7 protein-coding genes are annotated in these 15,521 nt (G+C 40.3%); all 7 read left to right on the forward strand.

Annotated elements, in window-relative coordinates; genetic code table 11:
* Window position 1 precedes the first annotated feature (1 nt).
* The 7 genes from I6J03_RS05595 (at window position 2) to I6J03_RS05625 (ending at window position 15,519) form a co-directional block, all read left to right on the forward strand.
* Window positions 2-3,388: a SusC/RagA family TonB-linked outer membrane protein gene (locus I6J03_RS05595; RefSeq protein ID WP_232279733.1), complete on the forward strand. Its 3,387-nt coding sequence runs from the start codon at window positions 2-4 to the stop codon at window positions 3,386-3,388.
* A 12-nt stretch (window positions 3,389-3,400) separates the two neighbouring features.
* Entirely contained in the window at window positions 3,401-5,002 is a 1,602-nt protein-coding gene (locus tag I6J03_RS05600; protein ID WP_081445149.1) for a SusD/RagB family nutrient-binding outer membrane lipoprotein, read from the forward strand.
* 220 nt (window positions 5,003-5,222) lie between these two features.
* Complete coding sequence (locus I6J03_RS05605) at window positions 5,223-6,428, forward strand: ROK family protein (protein WP_039990195.1); 1,206 nt, start codon at window positions 5,223-5,225, stop codon at window positions 6,426-6,428.
* On the forward strand, window positions 6,425-9,649 hold the full coding sequence (locus I6J03_RS05610; protein WP_003008122.1) for a SusC/RagA family TonB-linked outer membrane protein: 3,225 nt from the start codon (window positions 6,425-6,427) through the stop codon (window positions 9,647-9,649). The genes I6J03_RS05605 and I6J03_RS05610 overlap by 4 nt, the downstream gene beginning before the upstream one ends.
* A gap of 19 nt (window positions 9,650-9,668) precedes the next feature.
* Window positions 9,669-11,249 carry a SusD/RagB family nutrient-binding outer membrane lipoprotein gene (locus I6J03_RS05615; RefSeq protein ID WP_232279734.1) on the forward strand — a complete coding sequence of 527 codons (1,581 nt, stop codon included), beginning with the start codon at window positions 9,669-9,671 and terminating at the stop codon, window positions 11,247-11,249.
* 105 nt (window positions 11,250-11,354) lie between these two features.
* A complete protein-coding gene (locus tag I6J03_RS05620) occupies window positions 11,355-12,788 on the forward strand; it encodes an alpha-L-fucosidase (RefSeq protein WP_003008126.1) in 1,434 nt (477 codons plus the stop codon).
* 64 nt (window positions 12,789-12,852) lie between these two features.
* Window positions 12,853-15,519, forward strand: coding sequence for a glycoside hydrolase family 3 N-terminal domain-containing protein (locus I6J03_RS05625; RefSeq protein WP_003008128.1), 2,667 nt, complete (start codon window positions 12,853-12,855; stop codon window positions 15,517-15,519).
* The last annotated feature ends 2 nt before the right edge of the window (window positions 15,520-15,521 follow it).

Raw genomic sequence — 15,521 nt, forward strand, 5'->3', positions numbered from 1 at the left:
CATGAAACAATTCTATCAAACATGTTGCACAATCATGCTGCTATCGATCTTCTCGATAACAAGCGTATTTGCACAGCAGACCGTTACAGGAAAGGTAACGGATGCAAGTGGAAATGTTCCCGGAGTATCGGTTTCCGTAAAAGGAACTTCCCGCGGAACACAAACAGCAGCGGACGGAAGTTACTCTATTCAGGCATCAGAGGGAGACATCTTACGTTTCTCAATGGTCGGCTACAGCGCACAGGAAGTAACAGTAACAACTGCTAAAACGATTAATATTTTATTAGAAGAAAATCAAGGATCACTTGATGAAGTAGTGGTAACAGCTTTAGGTATTAAAAGAGAAGCGAAATCTTTAGGGTACTCCACTCAAAAAGTAGGAGGAGAAGAATTAACCAAAACCAATGCGCCAAACGCATTAGTCGGAGCTATGGGGAAAGTTTCGGGTATGAATGTCAGTTTGTCAAATGGAGTCGAGGGAGGCTCGCAACGCGTAGTCATTCGTGGTGCTGCGTCTCTGACGGGAGCAAATCAGCCTTTATATGTAGTAGATGGTATGCCTCTGGATAATAATCCGATTTCCAGCAGAGGAAATGACATTACAAAAGCAAACGGAGCTTCACAAGATTGGGGATCTGCACTAAATTTTATAAATCCGGATGATATCGAAGACATCACTGTATTAAAAGGTCCGACTGCAGCAGCTCTGTACGGAGCCCGTGGAGGTAATGGTGTAGTATTGATCACCACAAAAAAAGGGAAATTAAAAGAGGGATTTGGAATAGATTATAATTATACATTCCGCTCTAATGATCCTTTTCGTTTTCAGGAGATGCAAAATAAATATGGATATGGTGGAGCAATTGCACTTTATTCAAAAACACCAACATTACCTACTGATGGAAATGGTCAGTTGAGATATCCGGGAGAAGCTCCATGGACCAATTCAGGAATCACTGATCAAAAATGGTTAAGCCATGGTCAGGTACCCGGAGGTAAAAATACATACGATTACTTCAGCTGGTATGGAACAGGTGCATCATGGGGTGCAGAGATGGCTGGTCAGGAAATCACATGGTGGGATGGTACAAAAAGAAAATATTCTCCACAGCCGGATAACGTCCAGTCCTTTTACCGCACAGGAAATACACAAACGCACAATGTAGCGTTCAGCGGAGCAAATGACCTTGGAAGTATCAGACTCTCTTATACCAAACAAAATAATACTGCTATTATTCCAAACAGTGATTTTAGTAATAATACATTTAACCTTGGAAGTAATATCAAAATCACTAAAAAAGTGACTGCTGACGTTACAACAAGTTATATCAATTATTCCAGAAAAAATTCACCTGAAGTGGGTAACAGCAACAATTCGTGGGGAAAATTCTCTACCTACGGTATGTCAAGAGATTACCAGAATCTGGAAAAGGACATTTATCGGAATGCTGACGGAAGCAAAAATCTACTAGACGGATCAGTATATCCTCTAAGCTATCCATACGGTGGCTATGGAAAGGACATTTACTGGAATACTTTCATGAACAACTCTTATCTGAACAGAGATCAGCTGTTAGGTACCATTAAGTTGAATGCCGAAATTACAGACTGGCTTAGTGTAATGGGAAGAGCTTCAGGAAACTTCTCATCAGACGAAATAGAAAGAAAAAACTATCCAACCGATAAAGAAGGTGTACAGGGAACTTATGCACATGAATTGTATAAAACGACCGAACGTAACTTAGACTTTTTAGCCACAGCTAAAAAAGATAATCTGGGAGGATCAAAATTTAGTGGAAGTATTGCAGTAGGTGCAAGTTCCTGGTACTCTAACTACAGAGGTGTGCAGGCTAAAAATGATGGGCCCTTTGCTGTTCCGTATTTGTTTTATTTAAAAAACATTAATAAAACAGGTAATGCAATTGACTTTCAACCTGAAGAGGAGCGTATAGAACAACAAATAAACTCTGTATTTACCATCGGTAATATTTCCTACGACAACTTCCTTTTCTTAGAAGCAACTTTCAGAAATGACTGGGCTTCTACATTACCTAAAGACACACGCAGCTACAATTACCCTGCTGCATCCCTAAGTTATGTTTTTACGGAAAAGTGGAACGCTAGACCATCCTGGTTGGATTATGGTAAACTTAGGGCAGCTTTTGCAAAAAGTGCAATAGGTACAAAGCCTTATCAGACTTCATATATCTATAAAACAGGAATTTTCAATGGACAACCAACCCGCAGAATAGCCGAAAATCTATTGCCGGCAAGTACATTAAGGCCACAAAGATCTACTTCCTATGAGTTAGGTACGGATATGAGCTTTCTGCAAAACCGCTTAGGATTGACTTTCACCTACTATAAAGTAAATTCTACGGATCAGATTATCGACCTTAATATAGCTCCTTCTTCCGGTATAACAGGAGTAAGAACAAATTCGGGAGAACTGCAAAATCAAGGTATTGAATTCACCTTAAGAGGTACTCCAGTAAAAACCAAAGACTTCTCCTGGGATTTAACATTAAACGGAGCCCACAACAAAAACAAATTAGTCTACTTAGCTCCCGGTATCGAAGAATACTATCTTGATGAAATGTTTGGCATCAACGGTGTGACTATGAAAGTAAAAGTTGGTGACAACTTTGGTACAATTTACGGCACAGATTTTACCTACGACAAAGAAACAGGAAAGCGGATAGTCGAACAAGTGCTAGATGCAAATGGTCAGGTGGCAGGTACACGGTATAAAGTAACGACAGATCAGGTTGCCATCGGTAATGCAAACCCTAAACTTACCGGAGGTCTGGGAACAAATCTTCGTTATAAAAACTTCTCTCTGTACGCATTAGCGGACTTCAAATGGGGAGGAGATGTCTGGAGTGGCAGTTATTCTACAGCAATGGGGAATGGACAAGCTCCGGAAACCTTATATGAACGTGATGGAAACGGATTAGCATATACTTATCCTGATGGTACAACTGCCAATCATGGTGTTATTATGGATGGTATTTTAGTGGACCCAAATGGTAACAGACTTGGAGAAAACACACAAGTTGTGCACTATATGTGGAAATATGCAGGATCATATGCGGCCTGGTCAGGTATTAATATGCCACGTAGTTTAGCGGTTATGGACAATTCATGGATCAAACTTCGTGAGCTTAGACTAACCTATCAGATTCCTAAATCAGTTGTTCAAAAGACCAAGTTTTTCCAGGGACTTAGTGCTTCTGTAATAGGACGGGATCTATTCTATATATATACCAGCTTACCAGACAAGTTAAATCCGGAAGCGATTAACGGTATCGGGAATGCACAGGGCATTGAATTCGGCGCTTTGCCTGGCGTCCGCTCTTTCGGATTTAGCCTAAATGCTTCATTTTAAAATTTGTCAATCATGAAAAGAAATTATCTAAATACAATACTAGCCTTATCCATATGTGTAGGAACAGTCTCGATGTCATCTTGTACTAAAGATTTCGAGGAAATGAATACTCCATGGAAAGATGCACAGACTGCTGACATTAACAGCTTATATAATGGTATAGTAGCCAGTCTGGAACTAGGCGCTCAGGAGCAGGCGACTGCAAACACATGGATTTATCCTATTACACAGTTGGGGACTACAGTTGGAAATTCCAACTATAGCATGCAAAATGCCTCCAATGAACTTTGGGAAGAATATTACAGAGACCTTATCGGGATTCGCCAGATAGAAAAGTTAATATCAGAATCTCCGGATAAAGCCAAATATCAAAATATTCAGGCAATGACAACTATCCTGAAAGCGTACAAAACTTTCAAAATAACTGATATTTTCGGTGATATACCTTATTCTGAAGCCGGAAAAGGAGATATGGGACCAACGAATTATGTTCCTAAATATGATTCACAAAAAGAATTGTACGAATCGCTTCTTAATGACCTCAAAAATGCAGTAGCTAGTCTCAGTACATCTGCTGATCAAATCAGTCTGGGCGGTTCTGAATCTTTATTTAACAACGACATTACTAAATGGAAAAAATTTGGTAATTCCTTAAGATTAAGATATGCATTAAGAATGAATGATGTGAATTCCAGCGCAGCTGTTCCTCATATTCAGGAAGCTCTCACTTTACCACTTTTAGAGAATACAGAGAATGTAGGACTTACCCCTGCAGTTCAAAATTTTACCGGGGAATGGAGAGAATGGTCATTTCATTCCGGAATTTACCTTCGTATGGGAAGTACTGCATGGAATATGTTAAGCAATTCCAATGCTACAAACGGATCCGGAATATTTGATCCTAGAGCTAAAATCTTCTTCGAAACAAATGTAAACAACCAATGGGTGGCGAAAGAGCAGAATGTAGCGACAACGGAAGCCGGTGAACCTTACAATAGACGCAGAGATGATGACTGGTCAAATAAAGGTGCAGGAAATCTTCTTTCTAACTTCAACTATTATTTTGGTCGTGACAAGAATATCCCTGAACTTATTATCACAGCGGCGGAAGTATACTTCCTTAAGGCTGAGGCTGCTGTCAAAGGGCTGGGAAGGCCTGTCAGTCGTGCAGATGCCAAAACCCAATATGAAAACGGTGTTAAATCTTCTGTCAACTTTTGGGTATCCATGGCGATGCAAAGTGCAGTTTGGAAAGAAAACAAACCTACTGCTATGCCAACTACAAGCGAGTTGAATACCATACTTGCGAATCCTAAAGTTGCATTTTCGACTTCATTATCAGCACAGGATGCATTGAAATTGATATATGCTCAACGTTGGTTAGACAATTTCAGACAGCCATATGATGCATGGGCCTTATCCAGACAGACAGACGCTACTCCAAAATCTACGGTTAGTAACAATCTGTATGAAAATGAATTTGGAAAAATAAAAAGGCTGAATTATGCTGAAAAAGAATATCAATTCAACAGACAAAATACCTTGCTGGCAACCAATAATCAAACGAATTCTGAAGAATGGCAGAAAGTCAAAGTATGGTGGGATATTAATTAATTTCTACTATCCGTTATTAAAAGGGCACCTTACAGGTGTCCTTTTTTTGTTAAAGGGCCAACCTACTTCATAAAATAACACCTCTTTTCTACGAAAACATATTAAACAAAATGCCAGAAAAACAAAATACTTATTGTTAAATTTTAAAAAGTATTTGAAGTTTATATCTTTTTAACATACCTTTAACGCCGAATCTATATTATTTTAACAATTAATGAATATGGAAAAGACCGTTTTAGGCCTTAAAGAATTGCTTTTGAATCTGCTTTATTTCAATAGTACCTACACTATTGCGGAATTAAGCGGATTGACCAACAAGAGTATTCCCAGTATTTCGAAGATTGTTAATGAATTGCTGGAAGACAAGCTCTTAATTGAGGATGGTCTGGCTCCTTCTACCGGAGGAAGAAGAGCTATCCATTATGCCTTAAACGCAAAATTAAATTGTTACATTCTAACCGTTGCCATAGATCAGCATTATACTTCAGTAATTGTCTACGATCTCCATAATAAAGAAGTAACTCCCGTCCATACCATTGAAAATCATCTTGATCATCCGGAAGAAGCTTTTAGCAATATTGTCAGTCTGATTAATGAGTTGCTCACAAAACATCATTTATCTGCAGATAATATCCTTGGCATTGGTGTAAGTATGCCGGGGTTTGTAGATAATGTATCCGGAACAAACGGCTCATTTAAAGATTTTCAGTTGTTCAATATCAAGAAAGAGTTTGAACGGGTATTTGCTATTCCAACTTTTATAGAGAATGATTCTACAGCTATAGCAATCGCAGAGCAGAATTTCGGAAAAGCAAAAGAAATCTCTCACGCCCTGATTATCAATGTAGGCTGGGGAGTCGGTCTGGGAATCATAGTGGACAACAAACTGTTCAGAGGCTTCAGCGGATATGCGGGCGAATTCAGTCATATCCCCTTGTCAAAAAGTAAAAAAATGTGTTCCTGTGGCAAGACCGGTTGCCTGGAAGTAGAGGCTTCCCTTTCTGCAGCAGTAGCGCATCTCGAAGAAAGACTCGCAACAGGTGAAAAGTCCGTCATTCAATATGAGGATTCACAAAATCAACTTCAAAAAGCACAACTTCTTATCAATGCCGCTCTTGGCGGTGACCAGCTTGCTATATCGGCTTTAAACAAATCAGCATATATGCTGGGTAAAGGAATCGCAACCCTGATCCATATTATGAATCCGCAGAAAATAATCATCAGCGGCCGGGGAGCTGAAGCAGGAAAAATTCTGATGCCGCAGATTCAGACTGCAATTCATGAATTCTGTATACCTAAAATATCCAATAAAACAGTTCTAGAGATTTCAGACATGAAAAATGCACAGCTTATCGGCACAGCATCTATCGTATTCGAATATTCACTTACCAAATTTGCAAACCTTAATAAATCATTAATAAAATGAAACAAATCTATCAATCATGTTGCATGATAGTAATGGTCTCGATCCTGTCGGTGACTAATCTATTTGCACAACAAAATGTTACCGGAAAAGTAACAGATGCACAAGGAGCTGTTCCCGGAGTAACCGTATCGGTAAAAGGTACCGCCCGTGGTACACAGACCGGCACAGACGGAAGCTACAGTATTCAGGCCAATGCAGGTGAAATTATTCGTTTCTCTATCGTAGGCTATGCTGCACAGGAATTTACGGTATCTACAGCTAAAACGATTAATGTAACCTTAAAAGAAGATGCAGGAGCACTGGAGGAAGTTGTTGTTACAGCGATGGGTATCAAAAGAGAGGCAAAAGCATTAGGTTATGCCGTATCAAACATCAAAGCTGATGAAATTACAAAGGCCGGAAATACCAACTTTGGATCGGCACTATATGGTAAAGCTCCGGGTGTGAAAATCACAACTGCTCCGGGTGGTGCCTCAAGTGCTGTAAACGTGCAAATCCGTGGTATCAACTCCCTGAATTATCAAAGACAACCGCTTTACGTCGTAGATGGTATTGTTATCAGAAATGATCAGCAAAACGGAAGTTCCGGTGCCAATAACAACAATTACTGGGGTGATCAGCGCATCAGAGGTAACGGTATGCTGGACATCAATCCTGCTGATATCGACAACATCTCTATCTTAAAAGGCGCTGCTGCAAGTGCACTTTATGGTTCGGATGCAGCGAGTGGTGTTATTGTCATTACCACAAAAAAAGGATCAAAAGGCAGAGGATTAGGTATTGATTTCAATTACAACGGATCTATCGAAAGAGCTGCTTTCTTACCCAAATTCCAGAATGAATATGGTCCGGGATACGATGCTGCTACCAATACCGCAAATGGTGCATCAGCAGAAGGATGGATTCCTGCAGCAGATTCCCCATCAGGAAGACGTCCATATTTCCGTGCGTACGGTAACTTTGGACCGAAATTCACAGGTGAGGAAGTGATGTGGTGGGACGGACAGGTACGGACCTATTCTGCAAGACCAAACAATTACTATGATGTATTTGATAAGGGTTACAACTCCAATATCAATGTGGGTATCTCTAACCAGACAGACAATATCAATTACAGATTGAGTGCTACCCGTATGGACTATAAGAGTACAAGTCCGGGCAGTAAGCAAAATAAAAACACATTCAACTTAAACAGTTCTATTAAACTGAGTGACAAGTTGTCTACAGACATTGTAGCTAACTACATTAACACTAACACCCATAACCGTTCTCATTTATTAGGACAGGTATTGGGCTCTTTTGACGGATTCTTTAGCCGGACAGAGGATATGTCTGCATTAAAAAATGCTTACGAAACTGCAGACGGATATAAATATTCAAGATTCGGAACCGGAAGACCTGGTGACTTAAAATATACCATCCGTCCATACAATCTGATGGATTACTTCTGGACACAGTACAAAAACAACTACGATGAGACTGAAAACCGTCTCTTAACGAGTGCTACATTAAACTGGGATGTCATCAAGAACCTGAGATTCCGCGGAAGAATTGGTAATGACCTTACTTCAGCTACCAGTCGGTACGAACAGTATAATGAGTATCCAACAGCCTACAATTCTACAACCGAAAGTACGGGTGGTTATACGACGACAAAAGGAGTCTATTCTATTCTGTACGGAGATGCCATGTTAACGTATTCCAACAAGATCAACGAAGATTTTGATTACTCTGCCAGCGTGGGTTTCCAATCCCGTTCAGAAAAATATGATGACCAGTCATCCGGTACAAATGCAGGTCTGGTGACTGAAAACTGGTTTAGTCTGAGCAACAGTTATGCAATACCTAACACTTCTAATACGAGAAAAGAAATGTTAAAGTATGCATACTTTGGATCATTGAATGTTGGTTACAAAGGGTATCTGTATCTGGATGGAACATACAGATCTGAATATTCTTCTACCCTACCTGTACAGAACAATAACTACAACTACGGCTCTATAAGTGGAAGTTTTATCTTTTCTGATGCTTTCAACTTGAAAAATGATACATTCAGCTACGGTAAACTAAGAGCTTCATATGGTATTGTAGGTAATGATGCAGGTATTTATCTGGCAAATATTGCTTACAACCAGACGTCATTACAAACTATAAACGGATCTGTTCCTTCTCTGACTTATGGAAATTCATACGGTAACTTAAATCTGAAACCGGAGCGTAAGTACGAAACAGAATTCGGGGTGGAGTTGAAATTCCTGAAAAACAGACTTGGATTGGATGCAAGTTACTACACCAACCGTATCGAGGATCAAATCCTTCCGTTAGCAGCGCCTGCTTCATCCGGAGCAACTTCTCAGGTATTAAATGTCGGAGAGATCGCTAACAACGGGGTTGAGATTTCCCTTTCCGGTACACCGATTCAGAATGATGTATTTACCTGGACATCACGTATCAACTACGCTTTCAACCAGTCCAAAGTTAAATCATTGGCAGAAGGAGTAGACGAACTGGTATTCTATGATTCGGATCAAAGCTCATTGAGAATTGTCGCAAGACCGGGTGAAAAATTAGGAAATATCTATGTATATCCTTTGGCAACAGATGCAAACGGTAATAACCTGATTACGGACGAAGGTTATTATGTTGTTGACAAGACACAATACAAAAATGTAGGTAACATTCTTCCTAAAGCAATAGGTGGATGGACCAATACATTTACATACAAAAACTTTATGCTGGATTTTACAGCAGACTACCGTTTTGGCGGAAAAATGGTTTCCCAGAATCTGAAATACGGTATGAGTGCAGGTCAGTATGAAAATACACTTCCGTACAGAGAAGGTGGTGTAACGCTTCAGGGTGTTAGTGAAAAAACAGGTGCACCTAACACAGTCAACCTGAGTGCAGCAGAGTATTACATGAATACATTTGGTTGGGGAGCAGATTCATGGAATGAAAAAGGTGCAGTATATGACAACAGCTTTATCAAACTAAGAGAGCTTTCTATCGGATACAAAATCCCGGATGCTTTCACAAGCAAGCTTAAAATAAACAATCTTCGTGTATCCCTAATCGGAAGAAACTTATTCTATTTCTACAGAACATTAGATAATCTGGATCCGGAATCTCCTGTTGGAAACCAGTGGTGGTCACAAGGTGTAGACGTTGGTTCTACAGCTGCTACCCGTAGTTTCGGATTTTCTTTGAATGCTAATTTCTAATCCATCAATCCTTTACAAAATGAAAAAATCACTATTATATATTTTGTTTTCAGGACTTACTCTTCTTTCCTTCACGGGTTGTAAGAAAGATCTTGAAGATAAATTTCAAAACCCCGATGCCTCTACACAGGCAAACATTCCGGCTTTTTTCACGGATATGCTCAACAATGACCGCGTAAGACCATCTTACTGGCATTACAGAACTTTCATTCTTTCTAATCAGGCTATATATACACAAACGGCATCTTTCTATCCGTCCAATACCATGTATCAGCCAAATGACGGGTATGCATATAATTACTGGACAGATTTCTATGCACCGGGTGTATTAGGTATCTACCGTTCAATGGAAGTGGCCTATGCGAATCTTCCTGAAACAGAAAGAGCAACCAAGGAAGTATTCCTGAATGCAGGTAAAGTTGTTCTTTTTGATGAAGCATCAAAAATGATTGATAACTTCGGTGATATTCCTTTCAGTGAAGCAGGTAGCTTACCAACTAACAGTACGATCATCAAACCAAAATTTGATGACCAGAAAGAGCTATACTATTCGTTTATCGATGAACTGAAAGCGCTGAACCTTTATTTTGAAAAAGCCAGCACCAATGCAGATTTTTCAAAATATGATATTCTGAATAGCGGTAACATCCAGAAATGGAGAAAATACACGAATTCATTACGCCTTCGTCTGCTAATGAGAATTTCTAATGTGGATGAAACGAAAGCCAGAACAGAGATTATGGAAATGCTGGGCAATGCGACTCTATATCCGTTAGTTGACGGATCCGCTAATCCAAATTATTCTCCGAAAGCAGATGATATCTTATTGTATCCTTTGACAAACAACACAACCAGTCTGAGACAGGCATTATTGGAGGGACCTAATCACTATGCAACAGACTATATGCTGAATAAAGTGATGCTCCCTTCAAATGACCCGAGGATCCCAGTATTCTATGATAAGTTCGGAAGAACAGTAGACGGAAAATTTATCCAAAACAAAGAGTATAAAGCAATGCCTATTGAATTTACATCAACAGACATGGAAAACAATTTCCAGGACTATGCAGTGCTGGACTCTGCGACATTCTTTGATAATGTAGCCACTCCGGGTATTGTGATCAATGCTTCAGAAGTCAATTTCATCAAAGCGGAAGCACACCTGAGATGGGGTAATGAAGCAGATGCGAAGACGGCTTATGATCTGGGGGTTAAACAATCCATTACGTTCTATTACTACCTTAATAATCTGAATACTTCGGGATTAAAAACAGAACAAAAACCAACTGAAGAAATTATCTCTGCCTTTGTGGATAATTCGGCAGCTTCCTTTACCGGAGATGCAACCAAGAAGTTAGAACTTATTATCACGCAAAAATGGTTACATTTCGGTTATTTACAGGCACAGCAAGCCTGGTCTGAATACAGAAGAACTGAACTTCCAAAACTGACATTCCAGACTGCAGGTCTTGTCAACTATGCTAATCCTCCAAAAAGATTAACATATCCAAGTACGGAAGTTTCAAACAACAATGTAAACTATCAGGCTGTTAAAAGTAAAGACACCAGAGACACAAAGATATTCTGGGATATTAAGTAATAAATCTATTTCAATTCATAAAAAAGCTGCCAATTGGCAGCTTTTTTTGTTAAAAATCAGTATTTTTAAAGTTGATAAAAAATCACCCCTAAGCATTTATATGAAATGAAATTACGTACACTATTATTAACCGCTTTCCTGAGCAGTAAATTGCTAAATGGTTTCAGCCAGGAACATAATGTATCGGTAGGATACCAACAGCCTACAGATCCGCAGGTTATCCAGAATCTGGAAAACTGGCAGGACATGAAATTCGGACTTTTTATGCATTGGGGTACCTATAGCCAATGGGGTATTGTAGAGAGCTGGTCTCTATGTCCGGAAGACGAAGGATGGACACAACGCAAGCCTGAACACGGATCGTCTTATTACGAATACGTAAAGAATTATGAAAATCTTCAAAAGACCTTTAATCCCACGGCCTTCAATCCTGAAAAGTGGGCTGCAGCAGCTAAAGGTGCAGGTATGAAATATGTGGTGTTTACGACCAAGCATCATGACGGATTTGCCATGTTTGATACGAAACAATCGGATTATAAGATAACCGATTCCAAAACTCCATTTTCAAGTAACCCCAGAGCAGATGTAACAAAAGAAATTTTTAATACATTCCGCAAAGACGGATTCAAGATCGGTGCTTACTTCTCTAAACCTGATTGGCATACAGAATACTACTGGTGGTCCTATTTCCCACCGAAAGACAGAAATGTAAACTACGATCCGACCAAATATCCGGAACGCTGGAAGCAGTACAAGGATTTCACTTTCAATCAGATTAATGAACTCACATCCAACTATGGCAAAGTAGATATACTCTGGCTTGACGGAGGATGGGTGCGTCCGTTCAAAACCATAGATCAATCCGTAGAATGGCAGCGCACAATCAAGGTAGAACAAGATATTGACATGGACCGGATCGGTACTATGGCGCGTAAAAATCAACCCGGAATTATTGTGGTAGATCGTACTGTACCGGGAGCCTGGGAAAACTACGTCACACCCGAACAGGCTATTCCTGATCACAAAATGGATATTCCATGGGAAAGTTGTATCACAATGGGCAATTCATTCAGCTATGTCCCTAATGATCAATATAAGCCAACCAAAAAGATCGTAGAAACTTTGGTCAAAATTATATCCCGTGGTGGTAATTATTTATTAAATATAGCTCCCGGACCAAACGGAGACTTTGATCAGGCAGCATATGACCGCTTAAAAGAGTTGTCTGCATGGATGCAGATTAATGAAAGTGCTGTTTTTGCCACCCGTCCTGTTGCTCCCTACCATGAAGGAGATTATTATTATACAAAAAGCAAAGACAATAAGACTGTGAATGTATTTCACCTGTCTGACAATACGGCCTATACCATGCCACAGGAATTTACATTTACAGTTCCCGAAAACTTCAATCCCAAATCGGTTGAAATCTTAGGTTATAAAGGTAAATTAAAATGGACTAAAACAGCAGATAAAATCACCATCAAAAAACCAAATAGCACTCTGAATTATGCGGCCGTTATCCGTTTAGTTTCAAAATAAAAAACCCATAAGCAATTGGGTTGACCGTTTATGCAACCCGTTGCTTTTCACCTATCAACTATTTATGAAAAAACAAACAGTTTTGCTGTCCGCAGCCCTACTCCTTCAATCATTTGTAAGCTTCGGACAGCAAAAACCAATTTACAAAGATCCGGCTCAGCCTGTCGAAAAAAGAGTACAGGATCTCTTAAGCCGAATGACTCCGGAAGAAAAATTCTGGCAATGTTTTATGATTCCGGGAGATTTAGACCATGTCCCCAAAGATCAGTATAAACATGGCATCTTCGGATTTCAGGTTAGTGCCGGTACACAGGGCGGAGGTGCTGCCGGACAACTACTACAGTACAATGCTAATGAAGGTGCAGAACAACTTGTACGTAAGATCAATGCAATCCAAAAATATTTCGTAGAACAGTCCCGTCTCGGGATTCCTATTATCCCGTTTGATGAAGCGCTTCACGGACTCATGCGCGAAGGCGCTACAGCTTTTCCGCAGGCCATAGGTCTGGCTTCTACATTTGATCCTGCTTTGATGCATGAAGTAGCAACAGCCATTGCTACCGAATCCCGCCTGAGAGGTATCAGACAAATTCTGACACCCGTTGTCAATCTGGCGAATGATGTAAGATGGGGAAGAACAGAAGAAACTTATGGAGAAGATCCTTACCTCAGCTCCGTAATGGGAGTAGCCTTTGTGAGTGCTTTCGAAAAACAGGATATTATTACGACACCTAAACATTTTCTGGCCAATGTCGGAGATGGAGGACGTGACTCCTACCCTATTTTCTGGAATAAACGCTTTTTAGAAGAAACACATCTGGTGCCTTTTAAAAAAGCATTTCAACAGGGAAAAAGCCGCTCTGTCATGACCGCTTACAACCTGATCGATGGCCGTCCTTCCACAGCCAGTAAGTGGTTGCTGACAGACAAACTGAAAGGCGAATGGAAATTTGACGGATTTATTATCTCTGACGCCAGCGCAGTTGGCGGATCTACAGTATTGCATTACACGGCCAAAGATTATCCGGATGCATCAGCACAGGCAATCAATGCCGGATTGGATGTCATTTTCCAGACAGAATACGATCATTACAAACTGTTTATGCCTCCCTTTCTGGACGGAAGAATTTCCAAAACCCGTATTGATGATGCTGTGTCACGCGTATTGAAAGCTAAATTTGAACTGGGTCTTTTTGAACAACCTTATGTCAGTGAGAAAGATATTCAAAAATTAGTGACGCAAATCAACAACAAACCTATTGCACAACAAGCTGCGGAAGGATCTTTTGTCTTGCTCCAAAATCAGAATCACACCCTTCCCATTAATGCATCCTACAAAAAAATCCTGATCGTAGGAGAAGAGGCTACAGCAGCACGGTTAGGCGGATACAGTGGTCCCGGAAATGGTAAAGTCAGCATACTGCAGGGTATACAGGAGTATGGCAAAGGAAAAGGACTGGATATCCGGTATGCCAAAGGTATCACTATGAAATTACTCTCCACGAGTATCATAGATCCTTCTTACCTGACTTCAGGAAATGCAAAAGGACTTAAAGGTGAGTATTTTAACAATGCATCCATATCAGGAACACCAGCATTCACCCGTACAGATGAAAAAATAGACTGTAGCTGGACATTAGGTTCTCCGGATGACAAACAGCTTAAAATGGATCAATACAGCATCCGCTGGACAGGTCAGATCAGTTCTCCTGCCTCCGGTATATATGAAATTGGATTAAGAGGAAATGATGGTTACCGTCTCTATGTGGACAATAAGCTGATCGTGGATAAATGGGAAAAAGAAAGTTACTCAACCACCACAGCTCCGTTTACATTTGAAAAAGGTAAAAGCTATCCTATCCGCATAGAGTTTCGCGAAATGCGTGGCAATGCCCATATTGAATTAGTGTGGAATTACGGATTACCGGATTACAAAAAAGATTATGACGAAGCATTAGCTAAAGCGAAAGAAGCGGATTATATTATTGTTACCACCGGAATACACGAAGGTGAATTTCAGGATCGTGCTCTTCTAAATCTGGAGGGCAATCAGGAACAATTTATTCAGGAAGTATCTTTATTAAATAAACCGACAACAGTACTTCTTGTCGGCGGATCTGCAATCAAAACGACAGCATGGAAGCATAAAGTAGGTGCTATCCTCAATGTATGGTATCCGGGTGAAGAAGGAGGTCATGCTATAACCAATACCTTATTCGGTAAAGTAAGTCCTTCCGGTAAACTGCCTGTGACCTACCCTGTCCATGAAGGTCAGCTGCCGTTGGTGTACAATCACCATCCTACAGGACGTGGCGATGATTATCACCACCTGAGCGGTGAGCCTCTGTATCCCTTTGGTTTCGGACTGAGCTACAGCACATTCGATTTTACAAACCTGACTTTAGAAACTCCTGCAGTTTCAAATCAGGAACTTATTCGTTTTTCGGTAGATGTAACCAATACCGGTAAGGTAGATGCTGCTGAAGTAACACAGGTATACGTAAGAGATCTGCTCAGCTCTGTATCCCGCCCGGTACTGGAACTCAAAGCATTCAAAAAGGAATTTATAAAGGCCGGAGAAACAAAGAAGATACATTTCACTCTGGACCCTCAGGAACTGGCTTTCTTTGATGAGCAGATGAACTGGACAATCGAACCCGGAGAATACCGGATACTGATTGGCAATTCCTCTAAGAATCTTCCTTTAAAAGCCACCGTTTCTATCCGATAAGC

This window comes from Sphingobacterium spiritivorum (genome assembly GCF_016724845.1).
GTDB lineage: Bacteria > Bacteroidota > Bacteroidia > Sphingobacteriales > Sphingobacteriaceae > Sphingobacterium > Sphingobacterium spiritivorum_A.